Origin of the sequence: Rhodococcus sp. (in: high G+C Gram-positive bacteria) (assembly GCF_049299235.1) — a bacterium.
Lineage (GTDB): Bacteria > Actinomycetota > Actinomycetes > Mycobacteriales > Mycobacteriaceae > Rhodococcus.
The window spans coordinates 84,067-103,138 of sequence record NZ_JBAQXC010000114.1 but is presented as its reverse complement, the minus strand read 5'-3'; the positions used below and the strand labels follow the sequence as shown (position 1 = coordinate 103,138).

Genomic DNA, 19,072 nt, shown 5'->3' with positions numbered 1-19,072 from the left:
GTCCCCGGGAGTTACCGTTGCTGCAAGTAGGATGAGTGGACATGCGTGGCGCGAACGCGCGCGAGGCCGAAGCGGAGAAGGAGAGCTACCCACCCGTGGCTGCCCAGAAGTCGAACACGAACAAGAGTGAGTACGGTGCGTCGTCCATCACCGTTCTCGAGGGTCTCGAAGCGGTGCGCAAGCGCCCCGGCATGTACATCGGCTCGACCGGTGAACGCGGTCTGCACCACCTGATCTGGGAGGTTGTGGACAACTCTGTCGACGAGGCGATGGCCGGATACGCGACAAAGGTCGAGGTGACGCTCCTCGAAGACGGCGGCGTGCAGGTCGTCGACGACGGTCGTGGTATTCCCGTCGGGATGCATGCGTCCGGTGCGCCGACCGTCGAGGTCGTCCTGACACAGTTGCACGCAGGCGGCAAGTTCGATTCCGATGCCTACGCCGTTTCCGGTGGTCTGCACGGCGTCGGTATCTCGGTCGTCAACGCGCTGTCCACGCGACTGGAAGTCGACATCGACGTCGACGGCTACCACTGGTCACAGACCTACCATGCGTCCAAGCCCGGTGAGCTCGTCCAGGGATCCGAGACCAAGGACACCGGCACCACGGTCCGTTTCTGGGCGGACCCGGAGATCTTCGAGACCACCACCTACAACTTCGAGACCGTCGCGCGCCGCCTCCAAGAGATGGCGTTCCTCAACAAGGGCCTCACCATCACGCTCACCGACGAGCGTGTCACACCCGAGGAAGTCACCGAAGACGTCGTCAGCGAGCTCGCCGAGGCGCCGAAAACCGCAGACGAGCAGCAGAGCGAACAGTCGACCGAGGCGCCGCACAAGGTCAAGTCCCGCATCTACCACTATCCGGGTGGTCTCGAGGACTACGTGCGGCACATCAATCGCACCAAAGCACCCATCCACAACTCGGTCGTCGGCTTCACCGCGCGCGGTACCGGTCACGAACTCGAAATCGCGATGCAGTGGAACTCGGGCTACTCCGAATCCGTCCACACCTTCGCCAACACCATCAACACCCACGAGGGTGGTACACACGAGGAAGGCTTCCGTGCAGCGTTGACCACCGTGGTCAACAAGTACGCGAAGGACAAGAAGCTTCTCAAGGAGAAGGATCCGAATCTCACCGGCGACGACATCCGTGAGGGACTCGCGGCGATCATCTCGGTGAAGGTGTCGGAACCTCAGTTCGAGGGCCAGACGAAGACGAAGCTGGGTAACACCGAGGTCAAATCGTTCGTGCAGAAGGCGTGCAACGAGCATCTGACGCACTGGCTCGAGTCGAATCCGGCCGACGCTAAGACGATCGTGACCAAGGCCGTCTCGTCGGCACAGGCGCGTGTCGCGGCGCGGAAGGCTCGTGAACTCGTCCGACGCAAGAGCGCGACGGACCTCGGCGGTCTGCCGGGCAAGCTGGCCGACTGCCGTTCCAACGATCCGGGCAAGTGCGAGATCTACATCGTGGAGGGTGATTCCGCGGGTGGTTCCGCGAAATCGGGCCGCGATTCGATGTACCAGGCGATTCTGCCGCTGCGCGGCAAGATCATCAACGTCGAGAAGGCACGCATCGACCGGGTCCTGAAGAACACCGAGGTCCAGTCGATCATCACGGCGTTCGGAACCGGCATCCACGACGAGTTCGACCTCGCGAAGCTGCGTTACCACAAGATCGTGCTCATGGCGGACGCCGATGTCGACGGCCAGCACATCGCGACACTGCTGCTGACGCTCCTGTTCAGGTTCATGCGCCCGTTGGTCGAGAACGGTCACGTCTACCTCGCTCAGCCGCCGCTGTACAAGCTCAAGTGGCAGCGGTCCGAGCCGGAGTTCGCATATTCGGATCGTGAGCGCGACGGGCTGCTCAAGGCGGGTCTCGAGTCCGGTAAGAAGATCAACAAGGACGATGGTATTCAGCGATACAAGGGTCTCGGTGAGATGAATGCCACCGAGTTGTGGGAAACCACAATGGACCCGAGCGTCCGGGTTCTCCGGCAGGTCAGTCTCGACGATGCAGCTGCGGCAGACGAGCTGTTCAGCGTCCTCATGGGGGAGGACGTCGAGGCTCGTCGCAGCTTCATCACCCGGAATGCAAAGGATGTCAGGTTTCTGGACGTGTGATGCCTGTGTGACAGCAGGGTACGAGGCGGTGACGTAAATCACGTCTTTAACCCTGCTGTTCTCGCGTGTCGGTGACGTGTGGAATGGCGCGCACGCATTACCCGTGAGTACTATCTGACAAGATCGTGTGTCCGCGATTGTCGATCGGGGGACGGTGGCCGGGAATCGGAAGGTTCTTCCATATTTCCTGTATGTCCAGATAAGGTGCCCTCACCCAGAAACGCCTCATTCGACTGCATCCACGCGGTACCTTGCGCTCGGTCTTCGAGCGTGTCGTGTGGAATAGCCGTGCGGAGTCGTGAACGGGGTGGAAGGAGAGCTTGATCCAATGAGTGACGATTCGCCGCCTCGGCAGCGGTGGTGGAACATCGAGGCCTGGGGTCTTCGCTGGAAGGTCACCGCGGTCCTCGCTATTCCGGTGACGGTGGCGATGGTGCTGGGCGGTCTCCGTGTTCAGCAGGAACTCTCCAATGCCGTCCACTTCTCGGCGGCAGCAGACCAGGTCGCAATCGTCCCCGACCTCGTCGATCTGGAAACCACGGTCGGAACCCTGGCCGGATCGACCGCCGCGGGCATGAGCACGGCCGAAGAAGTCGACCGGCTCGACGAAACGATCGACCGCGTGCGTGACGTTGCGGCGAGCCCCGATCTCGATCCGGCCATCGCCGCAAGCCTCACCGAGGTGCTGACCTCCGCTGAGGCCCTGCGCGATCGGCTCAAGGCCGGCCAACTACCGATCACCGAACTCCGAGACCGCGCGAACACGGTGCGATTCGGGCTCTCCGACATCGTCAGCGAGATCGTCGAACCGATCCAGGACGAAGACGTCCTCATCGAAGGTTCCCGGCTCGTCGATGCCTGGGCATCGCAGCGTTACCTGTTCGATCAGGTCCTCGGTATGGTGGCGATCCTGCAGGACCCCACGCAGCCCGGCACCGAACTGGTGTCGGCATCGGGCGCGGAACTCGCCATGCTGGAAACACTCGCGCGCTCGTACCCGACAGCGGACGCCCAGATCGAGGAACTTCGCACCGCCGTGCAGACGCGCGCGGGCATGGTCGAGGCCGCGGGTGAAGGCCCGCTACCGCTGTTGAATCTGCGCACCTCGATGCTGCGCAGCCTCGAAATCTACGGCTCATTGATCCACGGAGCCTCCGATTCCATCACGTCGAAGGTTCAGGATCGCGCAGCCGAAACTCGATCAGCAGCACTGCGTGACACCGCAATCGTGCTCGCAACTCTGCTGGCGGCGCTGGTGCTGGCCCTGCTGGTGTCGCGGTCGCTGGTCGGTCCGATTCGTCGGCTCCGCTACGGCGCACTCAAGGTCGCACGTCACGAATTGCCCGAGGGTGTCGATCGGATCAAGCTCGGCGACAACATCGAGGACATCGAATTCACTCGCGTCCCGGTGAACACCACCGAGGAGATCGGTCAACTCGCGCGTGCGGTGGACGACATGCACGGCCAGGCCCCGCGTCTCGCCGGCGAGCAGGCGCGCCTTCGACTCCAGGTCAACGAGATGTTCGAGACGCTGGCGCGGCGAAGCAAGTCGCTCGTCGAACAGCAGCTCGGCCTCATCGAACGGCTCGAGTACGAGGAAAAGGACCCGAGCCGACTCGAGAGCCTTTTCCGTCTCGACCATCTCGCGGCCCGCATGCGCCGTAACGGCGACAACCTCCTGATTCTGTCCGGTACCCGAGCGCGTCGCGGCCACTCCGCGCCGGTTCAGCTCGGCGACGTCCTGCGTGCGGCGATGTCCGAGGTCGAGGACTACCAGCGGGTCCAGATCGGTTCGACGCCCGACGGAGCGCTCAGCGGTGCGGTGGCGACCGACATCGTCCACCTGCTCGCCGAACTCGTCGACAATTCACTGCGCGCGTCTCCGCCGGACAGCAACGTCACCTTCAGCTTCGCGCGTGCCGTCGACGGCGGCCTGCTCGTCGAGATCGCCGACCGGGGTATCGGAATTCCGCCCGAGGATCTCGACGTGATCAATCATCGCCTGTCGCAGGGCGGCGAGGTCGGTCCCGACTCCGCTCGTCACATGGGCCTGTTCGTGGTGTCGCGGCTAGCGGACCGGCACGGTCTCACCGTGCGGCTGCGGCCCACCTTCGACACTGCTCGCAACCCCGGTATCACCGCCAGTGTGCACATCCCGGACGTTCTCCTAGTGTCGCCGCTCGCGCTGTCCCAGACCGGTCCCCAGCCGTGGCTCGGTACCGACTTGTCGAACGAATCTCCGGAACAGCCGGCGCTGCCGCGCGCAGAGCGTAATGTTCCGCAACTTGCGGCGTCACCGCGGGAGGACCACCCGTCGGGCGACTTCCAGCAGTTGTCACCGCAGTCCCGAGCCGAAACACAGTCCCGAGCCGAAACACAGCCGCGCTCGGAAGCACAGCCCCGCGTCGAAACGTCGGGCGAGTTTCCGGTTGCTCCTGCCCGGCCCCAATCCCTGCAGAAGCCCATACAGAACGGTCACCAGCAGGCACCTGCCGGTAGACCGCTGGACGGCCTCCCTCAGCGCCAGCCGGGATCGACTCCAGGTCTGCCGCGTCGCCAGCCCGGCGCGACCCCCGGCCTGCCGACTCCGCAGGGCACATCGGTTCCTTCGCCGTCGCCGTCGCCGACGCCACGGGTTCAGCCTGACGCGGCAGCGGCCTTGGCGTCCGCATTGCCGTCGCGGCAGCGGCCTCCGGTCGAGCCGGACCAGGAACGCACGGTGATCACGCCGAGCATCGCAGATTTGGGCCAGGCCCAGCGTCCTCCGCAGACGGGTCTGCCGCAGCGTCAGCCCGGTTCGACCCCCGGTCTACCCGATCGGACGGCGCATCAGGACGTCCCGCAGCAGTCTGCCCCTCGACGTCAGTCGCCGCCGCCCGGTCTTCCGCAGCGTCAGCCCGGCGCGACGCCGGGTCTGACTCCGGCACCGGCGGGATCGGGTATGTCTGCACCGACGTCCGATCCGGTGGAGGCCGAACCGACCACCGGTTCGGCGCTGCGTCCGCGAGACGTCATTCCGGCGCTGCGTCCGCGCGATGCTGGTCTGCCGCAGCGTGAGCCGGGTGCATCTCCGGGTCTGCCGCAGCGACCGCAGGACGCTGGTCTGCCGCAGCGACCGCAGGACGCTGGTCTGCCGCAGCGTGAGCCGGGTGCGACTCCGGGTCTGCCGCAGCGTGAGCCAGGTGCGACTCCGGGTCTGCCGCAGCGCCAGCCCGCTGCGCATGCCCGCCCAGCGCCGCTGGTCACCAACGGCGCTGCGGCCGCTGATCCTGCGTCGGTGTCGACGCCGAGCATCGCCGAGGGCGACTCGGTTGCCGCGCACAGTGAGGACGGCCAGGCCGCACGCCACAGGTACCGGACCAAATCGGCGAAGACGGCCTCGTTCTTCCAGCCGCGCGGCGACACCGGAGCCCTTCGACGACCGCCCGCGGGGACGCCGATCTACTCCGACATGATGTCGGATTGGCTCGTCGACCCGACAAGTCTGCCGGCGGATCGACGTAAGCGGGAGTGGACGTCGATGGCCGACGCGGGGTGGCACGCGGCTCAGCGTGCAACCGAGGTTCCGGTGGAGGATCACACCACTGCCGGTCTTCCTCGCCGCGCCCCTGGTCATCGTCTGGTGCCGGGAGCGGTCGAACCGGTGGTGCCGAACGAGCGGCCGTCCAGCCGCGGGCGCGACCCGGAAGCCATCCGGGCGAACCTCAGCCGCCATCAGCAGGGCGTCCGCAACGGCCGGACTACGGTGAACACGACCACACGTGAGAACGACGAACAGGGAGTTCGATGAACATGGACCACGGATCCGATGTAGCTCGTCCTTTGGACTGGTTGGTATCGAATTTCGCGCGCGAGGTTCCCGGCGTGTCCCACGCCGTACTCGTGTCCGCCGACGGCCTGCTCATGGCCGCCAGCGCACACCTTCCGGTCGACCGCGCGGAGCAGCTTGCAGCTGTGACGTCCGGACTTGCCAGCCTGTCCAACGGCGTTTCGCAGCTCTTCGACGGTGGCGGTGTGCTGCAGTCCGTCGTGGAGATGCAGCACGGCTACCTGCTGCTCATGAGTGTCGGCGACGGTTCTCATCTGGCCGCTCTGACCGCGTCGGAATGCGATATCGGACAGGTCGGCTACGAGATGGCACTCCTGGTCGACCGGGTGGGAGCGTCGGTCGAGGCGACCCCGCGGGTCGGCCAGGGGTCCTGACGTCGAGGTGGCCATGGAATCGCGCAAGCCTGAGTCGGTACCGGACCAGCCCAGCCTGGTCCGCCCGTATTCGTTGACGTCGGGACGAACCAGTCCCGCGGTCGAACTGGCGTTGGAGGCGTTGATCCAGGCGATCCCGGGTACCGATAGCCGGGCTCGGGACTTGGACAACATCAACGCCACCATTTTGGAGTTGTGCAAGGAATCCCCGTCGGTAGCCGAGATCGCTGCTCGGGTAGGTGTGCCGATCGGGGTGGCACGCGTCCTCGTCGCGGATCTCGTCGAGGCCGGACATGTCCAAATCTTGGCCACGCTCAAAGACGATTCGAGCGACGCCGAGCGTCGCGAGCTGATTGAAAGGGTCCTCAGTGGACTTCGCGAACTCTAATGACACCAAGCGGGTGACCTCGACCAAAATCCTGATCGCCGGCGGCTTCGGGGTCGGTAAGACCACGTTGGTGGGGGCAGTGTCGGAGATCGTCCCGCTGCGAACGGAAGCTTTGGTGACGAACGCCAGCGATGGCGTGGACAACCTGAGCGCTACGCCGCAGAAGGCCACGACGACTGTCGCCATGGACTTCGGTCGTATCAGCCTTGCCGAGGACCTGGTCCTGTACCTGTTCGGTACGCCGGGTCAGCATCGGTTCTGGTTCATGTGGGACGACCTCATCGGCGGTGCCATCGGGGCGATCGTGCTCATCGACACCCGTCGGTTGGACGAGAGTTTCGCTGCCGTCGATTTCTTCGAGGCGCGGAACCTTCCGTTCATCGTCGCGATCAACGAGTTCGACGACGCCCCGCGCTACCCGGTCGAAGACATTCGTCAGGCCCTCGCCATCTCGGCGGAGGTCCCGATCGTCTCGATCGACGCCCGGGCCCGCGAGTCGGCGAAGTCGGCTCTGGTCACGGTCACCGAGTACGCACTGAGGAAGTTGCACCAGCCGGTGGCTCAGTAGTGGACGCTGACGTCCAGCTGTTCTCCATGGGGTCGTGGGTGGTGATACTGGCGTTCGCGACATCGTCGATCGGCATACTGGTCGGACTCGTGAGCGCCAGGAAGGCACGTTCCGCCGTCACCGAACGGCAGCGGCTGTACTGGCTGTTGCTGTCCGCGTCGACGGTCGGTGGTGTGGGAGTCTGGCTGGCACTGCTCCTCGCTGTCGCGGGGTTCGGTATCAGCGGAAGTGTCGTGCGCCACGATCTGTTGACCATCGCGTTCTCGCTGGCGGCTGCGTTGGTGAGCGCGTTCGTCGCACTCGTCGTGTCGGTGCCTCGTGGCGGCGAGCATTCACCCGGTCGGCTGCTTGCCGGCGGGGTGCTGTTCGGTCTCGGGATTTCCGCGGTGTTCCTGTCGCTCATGTGGTCGGTGCGACTGCAGGGCACCTTCACCTTCGAGGCGCTGTTCGTCGTGGCGTCCACTGCGGTGTCGCTCGTCGTGGCGTTCTCGTTCCTGTGGCTCGTCGAGGTTGCCGACAATTTCCTGCTGCGTGTCTGCGGCAGCGTGGTGACGAGCGCGGCTGTCCTGGGCGTCTACTTCCTCGGGATGGCGTCGGTCGATGTGACGCCGGATACCGCGATGCCGATGCCCGGCGGGACCGAACTGTTCTCGGTGCTGTTCGTGGTGTTCGTCGTGGGCATGGTGGTTCTCACGTTGCCGATCGTGCTTGCGCTCATGGATCCCGATCGGGTTGCGGCGCAGCTCGAGCGGGAGGCCGATCAGTGGGTGGCCGGTCGTGGGGTTGCCGGTAGCAGTGGCAGCGACGAGGGCATGTCGGTCCGCTGAGAGTCGCTCCCCGAACTCACAGTGAACGTGCTCACGATGTGAGTCTGGAATATGTGGGATATGGTATGGGCGCTGCGCGGGGGCCAGAGAGGGTTGCAGCCCGTTTCGGCCGGTGCGGCACGCCACCACGTCGCGGACAAGGTCGCGTGCCTCAGTCGAGGGAATCATGTCGCACGAAATGCACCACTTCTCCATGGGATCGTGGGTGTTCTTTCTCGCCTACGCCACGTCCGTTCTCGGATCGTACGTAGGTTTGTCCTGTGTCCGTCAGTCGGTCAGCGTCAAGTCCGGTCACCGCACCGGATGGATCGTCCTGGCATCGGTGACCATCGGGGGCATCGGTATCTGGCTGATGCACTTCATCGGCATGATGGGGTTCGATGTTGTCGACTCGGTTGTGCGCTACGACCTGGTCCTGACGCTCGTGTCGGTGGTGCTGGCGATAGGCGCGACGCTGATCGGCCTGTGGATCGCCGGCTTCGGTGACACGGTGATTGCCGCGATTCCGCCGGTGGTCCGACTGTTGATCGGCGGGACGATCATGGGTCTCGCAGTGAGCCTGATGCATTACACCGGCATGGCTGCGGTCCGGATCCAGGGCACGATCGATTACAAGCCGGGATTTGTGGTGGCGTCGGTGATCATCGGTTTGGTCGCGGCGAACGTAGCACTGTGGCTCGGCCGTGTCTCCGAGAAGACGATCGTGCGGGTGCCCGCAGCGTTGGTCATGGGTCTCGCTGTCGTGGCGTTGCACTACACCGGCATGGCCGGTGTGGACGTGACGGTGGATCCGTCCGCGCCGCGCCCCGAAGGACTGACTGTGCTGTCGCTTCTGTTCCCGGCGTTCACCATCGGCATTCTCGTACTCGCGTTGGCGATTGTCGTTCTCGGTACGACACTGAGCCGTGACGATGCCAAGCTCGAGGAATCTCTCACTCGCTGGAGCGCGGAAGGCGAGAGCGCGAGCCCTGCTGCCCCCGACAACGCTCCGACGGTGTGATTGCCGGGCCGTAGCGTCCTGGAGCAATGTGACCGACGGAAAGTGTGGTCCTTCTCGGTGATCGCTGACCTGCACCTATAGACTCGGGTGGTTGCGAGACGTCCACCGGGCGATGGTCCCGGGCAGACGTTCGAGCCGAGTAGAAGAAGGAGCTCATGACCGACACCACGTTGCCGCCGGAGGGGCCGGGGCACGACCGCATCGAGCCCGTCGACATCCAACAGGAGATGCAGAACAGCTACATCGATTACGCGATGAGCGTGATCGTGGGCCGCGCCTTGCCCGACGTTCGCGACGGCCTCAAGCCGGTGCATCGCCGCGTCCTGTATGCCATGTACGACAACGGTTTCCGACCGGACCGCGGTTACGTGAAGTCGGCCCGAGCCGTCGCTGAAACGATGGGCAACTACCATCCGCACGGAGACTCCTCCATCTACGATGCGCTGGTGCGACTCGCACAACCGTGGTCGATGCGCTACCCACTCGTGGACGGTCAGGGCAACTTCGGTTCTCCGGGCAACGACGGTGCGGCCGCGATGCGGTACACCGAGTGCAGGCTCACACCGCTCGCGATGGAGATGCTCCGCGAAATCGACCATGAAACGGTCGATTTTCAGCCGAACTACGACGGCCGCACACAGGAACCGACGGTTCTCCCCAGCCGTATCCCCAACCTGTTGATCAACGGGTCGAACGGTATTGCCGTCGGTATGGCCACGAACATTCCGCCGCACAATCTGAACGAAGTCGCCGACGCGGTCTACTGGGCGCTCGAGAACTTCGAGGCGGACGAACAGACCACCCTCGCTGCTGTCATGGAGTGCATCAAGGGACCGGACTTCCCGACGTCGGGTCTGATCGTCGGCAGCCAGGGCATCCACGACGCCTACACCACCGGCCGCGGCTCGGTGCGGATGCGCGCGGTCGTCGAGATCGAAGAAGATGCCAAGGGCCGCACCACGATCGTCGCCACCGAACTGCCGTATCAGGTGAATCCGGACAACCTGATCACGTCGATCGCGACGCAGGTCCGCGACGGCAAGATCGCCGGCATCTCCGACATCCACGACGAGTCCTCCGACCGGGTGGGCATGCGGATCGTCATCACGGTCCGTCGTGATGCGGTCGCGAAGGTCGTGCTCAACAATCTGTACAAGCACACCCAGTTGCAGACCAGCTTCGGTTGCAACATGCTTTCGATCGTCGACGGCGTGCCGCGCACGCTGCGCCTCGACCAGATGATCCGGTTCTACGTCCATCACCAGATCGAAGTCATCGTCCGCAGGACGCGGTATCTGCTGCGCAAGGCCGAGGAGCGCGCGCATATCCTGCGTGGTCTGGTCAAGGCGCTCGATGCGCTCGACGAGGTCATCAAGCTGATCCGTGCGTCGCAGACCGTCGACATCGCTCGCGCGGGTCTGATGAACCTGCTGACCGTCGACGAGATCCAGGCCGACGCGATCCTCGCGATGCAGTTGCGCCGCCTCGCCGCGCTCGAACGCCAGAAGATCGTCGACGAACTGGCCGAGATCGAACGCGAGATCGACGACTACAAGGACATCTTGGCGAAGCCGGAGCGGCAGCGCGCGATCGTCCGCGACGAACTGAAGGAAGTCGTCGACAAGTACGGCGATGCGCGCCGCACCAAGATCATCGCGGCGGACGGTGATGTGTCCGACGAGGATCTCATCGCCCGCGAGGACGTCGTCGTCACGATCACCGAAACCGGCTACGCCAAGCGCACCAAGACCGACCTGTACCGGTCGCAGAAGCGGGGCGGCAAGGGCGTCAAGGGCGCCGAGCTCAAGCAGGACGACATCGTGAAGAATTTCTTCATCACGTCGACCCACGATTGGCTGCTGTTCTTCACGACGAAGGGTCGCGTGTACCGGGCCAAGGCATACGAACTGCCCGAAGCGAGTCGTACGGCACGTGGTCAACACGTCGCGAATCTGCTTGCGTTCCAACCGGACGAGCGCATCCAGGGTGTCATCCGTATCAAGACCTACGAGGACGCGCCCTATCTGGTGCTGGCCACCCGAAACGGTCTGGTCAAGAAGTCCCGTCTCGCGGACTTCGATTCCAACCGGTCCGGTGGCATCGTCGCGATCAACCTTCGTGACGAGGACGAGCTCGTCGGTGCGGTGCTGTGTTCGTCCGACGACGATCTGCTGCTCGTCTCCGAGCAGGGTCAGTCGATCCGGTTCGCTGCGACCGACGAGGCGCTGCGGCCGATGGGGCGTGCGACGTCCGGGGTGCAGGGCATGCGATTCAACGGCGACGACAAGTTGCTGTCGCTCACCGTGGTGCGTGACGGAACGTATCTGCTGGTCGCGACGTCCGGTGGCTACTCCAAGCGCACGGCGATGGAGGACTATCCGGTCCAGGGGCGCGGCGGTAAGGGAGTCTTGACGATCCAGTACGACCGCAAGCGTGGCACTCTGGTCGGAGCGCTCATCGTGGACGATGTCGACGAGCTCTACGCGATCACCTCGGGCGGTGGGGTCATTCGTACCGCCGCCAAGCAGGTGCGCAAGGCCGGCCGCCAGACGAAGGGCGTTCGGTTGATGAACCTGGCCGAGGGCGACACGTTGCTGGCAATCGCACGCAACGCCGATGAGCCCGAGGAGGGCGCCACACCAGATGCGAAGGAGTCGTAAGTGAGCACTCCCCAAGGACCGAACGGTGCCGAGAAGGGGTCCCCGGCACCGAAGGGCCCTAACGGGCAGGAAGCCGACAACGTTCCGGTCAAGCCGGACACCGCGAAGCCGTCGTCGGCGAAGACGCAGGATGTCGCACCGCCTGCGGATTCTCCGAAGGAACCGCCCGCTTCGTCGGGTCCCGCGGCGAAGCCGGTCGGTGCAGACGAACGGGCCGAAAAGCCTGATCCGTCCGACGGTGACGGCAAACCGGCGGGTTCCGGCGGTGCAGGCAAGGCGGTTCGGCCGAATCCGACCGCGCAGACGACACCGACGGTCCGCAAGCCGGCAGACAAGAGTGCGACGTCCACGCAGTCCGGTGCCCAGCGCCCCGCAGCCGGCAGTCAGGCTCCGCCGTGGCAGCGGGGGCAGCAGGCGCAGTCTGCGCCGCAGAGCACGCCGCAGACGAATCTGCCGGGCCGGGGACAGAGTGTCGACAAAGCCGGCACCGGGAACGCCGGTGCGCAGCGTGGGTCGGTGAAGCCGGCGGGTGGTGCTCCTCGGCAGAGCGCACCGGCGGCACCCACGCGACCGGTCGTGACCGGATCGGCTGCTCCGTCCGCAGCGAAAGCGAAATCGGCTGTGATCGACGGGCCGACGCGGCACATCGAACGCAAGGATCTTGCGAAGGACCTGCCGGATCTGTCGACGGTCAAGCACCCGCTTCCGACTGCGACGCCGGTGGCCGCGGAGACCGCGCATGCTGTTCCGGCGGCGTCGGTGGCGGTCACGGCGGTGCCGATGGCCGGGGATCCGTTGCGTGCGACCGTCCAGGTCCGTCGTATCGATCCGTGGTCGATGCTGAAAATGTCCTCCGTGATTTCCCTCTCGTTGTTCTTCGTGTGGATGGTCGCGGTGGGTCTGCTCTACGGCATCCTCGCCGGGATGGGTGTGTGGGAGCGACTGAACAGCGCATTCACCGATATCGTCTCCGAATCCGGTGGTGGCGGGCTGATCAGCGCCGGTCAGGTCTTCGGCTATGCGACGGTGATCGGCCTGGCCAACACGATCCTGTTGACCGCGATGGCGACGCTCGGCGCGTTCATCTACAACCTCTGCACGGATCTCGTGGGGGGAGTGCAGGTGACTCTCGCAGATCCGGACTGACCTGGGAAAATGCTGCCCCACCGAGTCGATTTTGTTGTTCACGGTTCGGTGGGGTAGTGTTCCGAATCGGTTCGAGGGCCTATAGCTCAGGCGGTTAGAGCGCTTCGCTGATAACGAAGAGGTCGGAGGTTCAAGTCCTCCTAGGCCCACTCCCCGTGCCGAAAGGACAAGCAGCATGAGGGTTCTCGCAATTGTGGGAGCTGTGGTGCTGGTGGTCGTCGGAATCGCTCGGATGCTCCGGAGCGAAGACGAATGGCACGAGGTCACCAGTCGCTGACTGGTAGACGGGGCCTTATCTCAGTTGGTAGAGCGCTGCCTTTGCAAGGCAGATGTCAGGAGTTCGAATCTCCTAGGCTCCACAGGTTAGACAGCAGGTCAAGGGCACTTTCCGGGAAACCGGGAGGTGCCCTTCACTCGTTCGTGGGCACACTCTGGGCACACTCGGTGCTCGAGGACTGTTACTGAGTGGCAGGTCGAGCGAGGTCGTGAAGCCGTTGCGCGACCATCCCGAGATCGTCATCGAACAGGTGTCCATACCGGTCGAGCGTCAGTGCAGCGCTCGCGTGCCCGAGCATCCGTTGCACCGCCTTGATGCTCGCGCCGGCACTGATCGCCAACGAGGCCGCAGTGTGCCGTAGCTCGTGCGGAGTGAGTCCGTCCGGAACACCCGACTCCTTCACCGCGTGATCCCACCAGCGACGCCGCACGTTGTTCGACCGCAGGTATCCGCCGCGGGAATCAGGGAACACCAGCTGCTCAGGTGACATGTCTTCGATCCGCTCAGTCAGCATCTCCCCGAGGAACTGGGGGATCGGTACGTCGCGGCCCTTGTTCGACTTGGTGCCGGACACGACGATCTTCGAGTCCACGACCGTGGCCGATCGGTGAATCCGCAGCCGTGCACGCTCAAGATTCACGTCGGTCACCGTGAGCGCGGCGGCCTCGCCGAACCGCAGTCCGCAGTACGCGAGGACGTACACGAGCACGGCGTGATCGTCCGCAGCCTTCGCGAGGAGGTCGACTTGCTCGAAGCTCAGGTACCGCCGTTCCTCGTGTTCGATGCGGGGGAGGTCGAGGCCGGCCGCAGGGTTCGACACGATCCGCGAGTCCTCGACGGCCTGGTCGAGAATCTGAGAGAGAACGCCGACATTCTTCTGCACCGTCGCGGCCGAGCTCGTCGTCGACATCGCCGTGACCCAGTCTCGTAGACGCTCGCGGGTGACGTCGGAGATCGATATACGGCCGAACGTCGGGAGCACGTGCACGTCGAGTGCTGACCTGTACCGGGAGCGTGTCGATGCCGACAGGTTCACCTTCGAGGAGAACCACTTCTCCGCGACGACCTCGAGGGTGATTCGGCCGGCCGATGGTGCGACGTACGACCCGGTCATCTTCTCGACCTCGACGGTCGCGGCGAACGCTTCCGCTTCACGCTTGGTGCGGAAGCCGCGTTTCTTCGACTGGGTGCGGTCTGGCGTACGGAAGCGGACCATGTACCGCTTCCCGCCCGCAGTCTCGTACGACTCAACTGTGGCCACTGGTCACCGAACCTTCGAGCTCGTCGAGCATGCGGAGATCTCGAGCGCGTCGAATCCATCGGGACGCGGTGGCAGAAGCAAGTCCGAGGACGTCCTGTACGTGCTTCGCTGGCCGAAGCCCTACCGCATGTGCATACGAGTACAGATCAGCGACGAGCCGCATGGTGTCCCCACTGGCAGGGCCCTGCGCGACGAGGTCGGCGATCCTTACCGAGTCCGGCTGAACGGCGCTTCCGTCGTACCTGAAGGCGAGCGCAGGAAGGTGCTGCGCTGTCAGCTCCGCCACGCGCACAGCTCGAAGGTCGGTGCCGGTGATGGACTCCTGGCTACGGGAGGACTTCACCGCCACCGTGACGACATGAACCTGCCGTCGTTCGTGTTGGTAGTCGAACTCGATCAGCGTGTCGAGGCCGGCCGATGGTGAGTTCTCGACGATGCACCGTGCGGGTAGCCGCATGAAGATTCCCGGCGCTATCTCCTGGGTTGCTGCGTTGGCTGCGTACTCGATACTCACGCCGCAAGTGTGCGCGATAGAGCCTTGACGCGCCAATGTCGTGATTGAGTGTTGATGAAACTGCATCAGTGAGGGTAATCTCCGGATCGTCGAACTGATCGAGGTTTGACGTAGCGCTATCACTGGAGGGTTGATGGACGACATGATCGCCTCGCGGGACATGCCCGTGAGATTCCCGGGCACCACCGATGCGTCGTGGGCACAGCACCGCTACCGGGGGACCGGGCCGAAGTACGTGAAGGTCGGACGCAAAGTCTTCTACCGCGTCGCGGACCTCAATGAGTGGCTCGAGCGCCACACGATGACCCGCACCGACGATCGTCCGGGCGCAGCGTGACCGCCGCCTTCTGGATCGACGAGGACGGCACTGAGTATCAGATCGACTCGTCTCGTCCCGGCGCCCCCGGATGGTCCGTCGTGCACTTCGTCGACGAAGACATGGCGCTCTCGATGGTCCAGAACCGCCACGTCGTCATCCGTGAACAAAGAGATGCCCCCGGGTCGGGTGCCACCGACTCCGAGGGCGAAGAAACCGACACCTATCAGGAAGAAGGTTCCGACATGGAGTCTACCGTTCGGGAGGGGCTGTGAGTGACCTCGAGTTCATCCTCGTCGTCGTGATCGTCACGCAGAACGTGTTCCTGCTCGTCAGCGGCTTCGTGGCCTACCGTCCGAACCCCTGCCGCGACACGTTCGGAGAATCGGCCACCGAAGCAATGAGGCGATCACCGTGACGTAACCAACCGTCCGCATTTCGTGAGCTGCACCTCGGCGAAATGGGAAGAACACCAACCATTTCCGAGAGCGGCCGGGGGTCGACAAACCCCCGGCCGCAATGCCCAGAAAGGCAACCAGATGCCTACCCACGATATACCGATCGGACCCGAACCGCTCGCAGCTCTCGACGCCGAGGTACGCCGCCACGGTGCCCGCGTCGCCACTCGCTGTCGAGTGTGTGGCCGGTGGCTAGTAGCCACCAAATCGCGTGCAGCACACGAAGGCCCGAAGTGCCGCACCAAGTCGGGGGAGGGTAAGTGACCGCCCTCGATCGACTCCGCGACCACTGGCGTGATCAAGGCTTGGCATGGAAGGACGGGGCCGGTGACACTGCCACGGCCCAAGCCCCCGGGCATTCGCCGGCCGATCGATCGGTGACGTTCAAGCAGATCGCCGGCCAGGTCCTCATGAACAGTCACGCTGACGACAAGGCCGCTGTCCTCGACGCACTCGGGCTGACCATGCGGGACCTGTTCGACGACGCAAACGGCAACACCTACCGCTACAGCGACGGGCGCACAGTCAAACGGTCCTATAGCGACGCTGGAAAGAAGCAGTTTTCACAGTCCGGCAACAAGACTGGAAGGGCACTCTTCCGTGCGGAGCGGCTCGACACGCACCCCACCGGCACGCCCGTCTACGTCGTCGAGGGTGAGCAGGACGTTCTCGCCCTCGAATCGGTCGGCGCGGTCGCAGTGTGCAATGCAATGGGTGCCGGTAAGGCTGACCGATTCGACTGGTCACCGCTGACCGGACACACCGTGGTGATCGTTGCCGACGACGACGCGCCCGGCCGCAAGCACGCCCTACAGGTACACGCGATTGTGGAACCGATCGCAGCTGGTGCCGTCATCGCCACCGCGAAGGCAGGCAAGGACGCCGCCGACCACATCGCCGCCGGGTACGGACTCGACGAACTCGAGCTCGTCGACCTCGGAGGGCAGGCAGGCCGACGACTGAAGGTCACCCGCGGCTCCGATGTGAAGATGCAACGCGTCCGCTGGGTCATGGAGGACTGGATACCGGCCGGGTCGCTCACGCTGCTCGCCGGACGAGAGGGACTCGGTAAGTCCACCATCGCCGCCGAGATCTGCGCACAGGTCACCAGAGGCAAGCTCGAAGGGGAATTGCACGGCAGTCCTCAGAACGTGCTGTACGTCCATTCCGAGGACTCGCGAGAGTTCACAGTCGCGCCGCGATTGAAGGCCGCAGGGGCCGACATGGACCGCGTGCTGTTCGTCGACGTCGAGACCTCACACACCGACTCCGGGACGCTGATCCTGCCACTCGACACGCTGGCGCTCGAGAAGGTCATCGCACAGGAGAAGGTGGCGTTCGTCGTCCTGGATGCCGCGACGTCGAGCATGTCCTCGGAGTTGTCCGGCAAGGACGACCGCGCGGTCCGGCAGTACCTCGAACCACTCGCGCAGCTCGCCTCGCGACAAGGCTGTGTCGTGTTCGGTCTGTGCCACTTCGGTAAGAGGGACGGGGCCGACACGGGCAAGCTGATCCTCGGGTCGATCGCATGGTCTCAGGTGGCCCGGTCGGTGCTCTCCGTGGCTAAGGACGAGGACAGCGGCAACCTCGTCGTCACCAACACCAAGGGCAACCTCGCGCCGCGTATCCGGTCGATGGAAGCGGCGATCGTCTCGACGAGCATCACCACCGACGACGGGACGACGGAAGTCGGTGCACTGCACTGGCTGGGGGAGACCAACCGGGACGCCCGGGACCTACTCGCCGAACCGGACGGGACCGACCGCGAGGACCGCAACGAGGCCGAGGTGTGGCTCGAGGACTACCTCACCGAGCACGGGCGCACCCCCGGCAAGGACGTGAAGAACGACGCCCGAAAGGCCGGCATCGCCGAGCGGACACTCAAGCGCGCAGCGAAGGACTTGAGCGTCGTCTACACCACGGAAGGGTTCCCTCGGACGACCAGTTGGGCACTGCCCGCACAGTCGGGCCACGACCAACAGTCGGACCTTACGCATGGCCCCACTGGCCCAACTGGCCCAACTGGGTCTGACCTGCATAAACAGGATGGCCCCACTGGGGTGGAATCACAGTCGGGCCACACACCCGTGAATGGCCCCACTGCTGAACCGACTGTGTTCGACACCCCTACGGCGCCACCCGTCCGCACCCCCGGCCGACGTCCCGGGCAGTGGCTCGGGTCCGGCGAACCGATCGGAGATCCCGCCGCATGAGCCGCACCAGATCGAAACTGCCCCGCATCCCGGACACGATCGCCGGACTCGTCGACCCCCGACTGTCCGGTGCCCGATGCGCCGGCAAGGCACCACTGTTCGACACCGAGATCGAAGAGGAGTTCACCGAGGACCGCTCTGCCCGCCTCGCATGGGCAGCGCAGCAATGCACCCGCTGCCCCGTGCAATCCGCGTGCCGCACCGCAGTCACCGAACTCGGGCACCCCACCGGCATGTGGGCCGGACGAGTACACGGCCGGCTGGGACGACCCGAGGAGGCAGCGTGAGACTCCGCGGCCCCGACCCCATCCTCACCGTGACAGCCGAGTCCACCGGCCGACAGTGCATCCGACTCAACCTCGGGAGCTTGTACATCGCACTCAGCCCACAAGAGGCCCACACCATCGCCGACCAGCTCCACGACGCCGCCGAGCACACACAACAGGAGACCCAATGACCAAACCCTCCCGGCACAAGCGCGGCCTCGGCACACGACACGACGCGATCCGCACGCGACTGCTCGCGCACCACGTAGAAGGCTCACCGTGCTTCTGGTGCGGCAAACCGATGCACCGTGAGGCCATCCACAACTGGGACGGCTACCCCCTCGCCGCCGACCACAGCACCGCCCGGGCCGAGGGCGGACTCGACCCCGACCGACTGCTGCACTTCCGCTGCAACTCGCAGCGCGGCAAGGGCGACCGCGACCACCTCCGCCCCGCACTCGGAGAGCAGACGCCACAGGTGCTCGACGACCGCAACGACCCGCAACGCCCCGGTGAGACCGCCGCCGAGTACCTCACCCGCCGCCGCTGGACCCGCGACTGGGACCACTGGAGCCCAGGGGGGTAGGCCGGCTGGGATCACCAGCACCCGGCCGGACCCGTACCCCTTCGGCCGCTGGGTCCTCCGGTTTTTACGGCCCCCCTGTAGCCACGTGCAGGCCCCCTGAGAGGACGACGACATGACCGACGACAAGCAGCCGAGGAAGGCCCGCGAGGTGTGGGCCGTCATCGACCACGACGAGTGGGGCGAACCGATCTACGGCTACATCCCCGCAGACACCGCAGACCACTGGCGTGCCGACATCTGGCACCGGAAACCGTAGG

The 19,072-nt window shown here is 64.9% G+C and carries 19 protein-coding genes and 2 tRNA genes; 19 read left to right on the top strand and 2 right to left on the bottom strand.

Annotated features, from left to right (window positions below; translation table 11 throughout):
• Positions 1–95: 95 nt before the first annotated feature.
• The 11 genes from gyrB (at position 96) to WAX14_RS07205 (ending at position 13,283) form a co-directional block, all read left to right on the top strand.
• A complete protein-coding gene (gene gyrB / locus WAX14_RS07255) occupies positions 96–2,132 on the top strand; it encodes a DNA topoisomerase (ATP-hydrolyzing) subunit B (RefSeq protein ID WP_422627445.1) in 2,037 nt (678 codons plus the stop codon).
• A 328-nt stretch (positions 2,133–2,460) separates the two neighbouring features.
• Positions 2,461–5,922 (top strand): ATP-binding protein, encoded by a 3,462-nt coding sequence (locus tag WAX14_RS07250; RefSeq protein ID WP_422627414.1) that lies wholly within the window; start codon positions 2,461–2,463, stop codon positions 5,920–5,922.
• The gene (locus WAX14_RS07245; RefSeq protein ID WP_422627413.1) at positions 5,919–6,335 is read left to right on the top strand and encodes a roadblock/LC7 domain-containing protein; all 417 of its coding nucleotides are present in this window, start codon (positions 5,919–5,921) and stop codon (positions 6,333–6,335) included. Before WAX14_RS07250 ends, WAX14_RS07245 begins: the two co-directional genes overlap by 4 nt.
• A 13-nt stretch (positions 6,336–6,348) precedes the next feature.
• Positions 6,349–6,723: a DUF742 domain-containing protein gene (locus WAX14_RS07240; protein WP_422627412.1), complete on the top strand. Its 375-nt coding sequence runs from the start codon at positions 6,349–6,351 to the stop codon at positions 6,721–6,723.
• 13 nt (positions 6,724–6,736) lie between these two features.
• On the top strand, positions 6,737–7,291 hold the full coding sequence (locus tag WAX14_RS07235) for a GTP-binding protein (protein ID WP_422627411.1): 555 nt from the start codon (positions 6,737–6,739) through the stop codon (positions 7,289–7,291).
• Entirely contained in the window at positions 7,291–8,118 is an 828-nt protein-coding gene (locus WAX14_RS07230; protein WP_422627410.1) for a signaling protein, read from the top strand. Before WAX14_RS07235 ends, WAX14_RS07230 begins: the two co-directional genes overlap by 1 nt.
• A gap of 166 nt (positions 8,119–8,284) precedes the next feature.
• Complete coding sequence (locus tag WAX14_RS07225; protein ID WP_422627409.1) at positions 8,285–9,118, top strand: MHYT domain-containing protein; 834 nt, start codon at positions 8,285–8,287, stop codon at positions 9,116–9,118.
• A gap of 155 nt (positions 9,119–9,273) precedes the next feature.
• A complete protein-coding gene (gene gyrA, locus WAX14_RS07220; protein WP_422627408.1) occupies positions 9,274–11,778 on the top strand; it encodes a DNA gyrase subunit A in 2,505 nt (834 codons plus the stop codon).
• Entirely contained in the window at positions 11,779–12,924 is a 1,146-nt protein-coding gene (locus WAX14_RS07215) for a DUF3566 domain-containing protein (RefSeq protein WP_422627407.1), read from the top strand.
• Positions 12,925–12,999: 75 nt separating this feature from the next.
• A tRNA-Ile gene (locus WAX14_RS07210) sits at positions 13,000–13,073 on the top strand.
• Between the two features lie 137 nt (positions 13,074–13,210).
• A tRNA-Ala gene (locus WAX14_RS07205) sits at positions 13,211–13,283 on the top strand.
• Between the two features lie 99 nt (positions 13,284–13,382).
• Here the strand turns inward: WAX14_RS07205 and WAX14_RS07200 are convergent.
• Both WAX14_RS07200 and WAX14_RS07195 read right to left on the bottom strand, forming a co-directional pair.
• A complete protein-coding gene (locus WAX14_RS07200; RefSeq protein WP_422627406.1) occupies positions 13,383–14,462 on the bottom strand; it encodes a tyrosine-type recombinase/integrase in 1,080 nt (359 codons plus the stop codon).
• Positions 14,449–15,138 carry a hypothetical protein gene (locus WAX14_RS07195; RefSeq protein WP_422627405.1) on the bottom strand — a complete coding sequence of 230 codons (690 nt, stop codon included), beginning with the start codon at positions 15,136–15,138 and terminating at the stop codon, positions 14,449–14,451. The genes WAX14_RS07200 and WAX14_RS07195 overlap by 14 nt, the downstream gene beginning before the upstream one ends.
• Between WAX14_RS07195 and WAX14_RS07190 the strand changes: the two genes are divergently transcribed.
• From WAX14_RS07190 to WAX14_RS07155, 8 genes are all read left to right on the top strand, one after another.
• Complete coding sequence (locus tag WAX14_RS07190; protein ID WP_422627404.1) at positions 15,137–15,313, top strand: helix-turn-helix transcriptional regulator; 177 nt, start codon at positions 15,137–15,139, stop codon at positions 15,311–15,313. The two genes, WAX14_RS07195 and WAX14_RS07190, sit on opposite strands and share 2 nt — an antisense overlap.
• Positions 15,310–15,567 carry a hypothetical protein gene (locus WAX14_RS07185; RefSeq protein ID WP_422627403.1) on the top strand — a complete coding sequence of 86 codons (258 nt, stop codon included), beginning with the start codon at positions 15,310–15,312 and terminating at the stop codon, positions 15,565–15,567. Before WAX14_RS07190 ends, WAX14_RS07185 begins: the two co-directional genes overlap by 4 nt.
• On the top strand, positions 15,564–15,710 hold the full coding sequence (locus WAX14_RS07180) for a hypothetical protein (protein ID WP_422627402.1): 147 nt from the start codon (positions 15,564–15,566) through the stop codon (positions 15,708–15,710). Before WAX14_RS07185 ends, WAX14_RS07180 begins: the two co-directional genes overlap by 4 nt.
• A 300-nt stretch (positions 15,711–16,010) precedes the next feature.
• Positions 16,011–17,963, top strand: coding sequence for an AAA family ATPase (locus WAX14_RS07175; RefSeq protein ID WP_422627401.1), 1,953 nt, complete (start codon positions 16,011–16,013; stop codon positions 17,961–17,963).
• Complete coding sequence (locus WAX14_RS07170; protein ID WP_422627400.1) at positions 17,960–18,250, top strand: WhiB family transcriptional regulator; 291 nt, start codon at positions 17,960–17,962, stop codon at positions 18,248–18,250. Before WAX14_RS07175 ends, WAX14_RS07170 begins: the two co-directional genes overlap by 4 nt.
• Positions 18,247–18,420, top strand: a complete 174-nt coding sequence (locus WAX14_RS07165; RefSeq protein WP_422627399.1) for a hypothetical protein — start codon at positions 18,247–18,249, stop codon at positions 18,418–18,420. Before WAX14_RS07170 ends, WAX14_RS07165 begins: the two co-directional genes overlap by 4 nt.
• Positions 18,417–18,815, top strand: coding sequence for a hypothetical protein (locus WAX14_RS07160; RefSeq protein WP_422627398.1), 399 nt, complete (start codon positions 18,417–18,419; stop codon positions 18,813–18,815). The genes WAX14_RS07165 and WAX14_RS07160 overlap by 4 nt, the downstream gene beginning before the upstream one ends.
• A 112-nt stretch (positions 18,816–18,927) precedes the next feature.
• Positions 18,928–19,071, top strand: coding sequence for a hypothetical protein (locus tag WAX14_RS07155; protein ID WP_422627397.1), 144 nt, complete (start codon positions 18,928–18,930; stop codon positions 19,069–19,071).
• Position 19,072: the final 1 nt, after the last annotated feature.

What these genes read in the sequence shown, in the direction of transcription:
- WAX14_RS07155 (WP_422627397.1), top strand. Translation starts at nt 18,928, where the DNA reads ATGACCGACGACAAGCAGCCGAGGAAGGCCCGCGAGGTGTGGGCCGTC.
- WAX14_RS07240 (WP_422627412.1), top strand. Translation starts at nt 6,349, where the DNA reads ATGGAATCGCGCAAGCCTGAGTCGGTACCGGACCAGCCCAGCCTGGTC.
- WAX14_RS07170 (WP_422627400.1), top strand. Translation starts at nt 17,960, where the DNA reads ATGAGCCGCACCAGATCGAAACTGCCCCGCATCCCGGACACGATCGCC.
- WAX14_RS07250 (WP_422627414.1), top strand. Translation starts at nt 2,461, where the DNA reads ATGAGTGACGATTCGCCGCCTCGGCAGCGGTGGTGGAACATCGAGGCC.
- WAX14_RS07160 (WP_422627398.1), top strand. Translation starts at nt 18,417, where the DNA reads ATGACCAAACCCTCCCGGCACAAGCGCGGCCTCGGCACACGACACGAC.
- WAX14_RS07190 (WP_422627404.1), top strand. Translation starts at nt 15,137, where the DNA reads ATGCCCGTGAGATTCCCGGGCACCACCGATGCGTCGTGGGCACAGCAC.
- WAX14_RS07245 (WP_422627413.1), top strand. Translation starts at nt 5,919, where the DNA reads ATGAACATGGACCACGGATCCGATGTAGCTCGTCCTTTGGACTGGTTG.
- WAX14_RS07225 (WP_422627409.1), top strand. Translation starts at nt 8,285, where the DNA reads ATGTCGCACGAAATGCACCACTTCTCCATGGGATCGTGGGTGTTCTTT.
- gyrA (WP_422627408.1), top strand. Translation starts at nt 9,274, where the DNA reads ATGACCGACACCACGTTGCCGCCGGAGGGGCCGGGGCACGACCGCATC.
- WAX14_RS07195 (WP_422627405.1), bottom strand. Translation starts at nt 15,138, where the DNA reads ATGTCCCGCGAGGCGATCATGTCGTCCATCAACCCTCCAGTGATAGCG.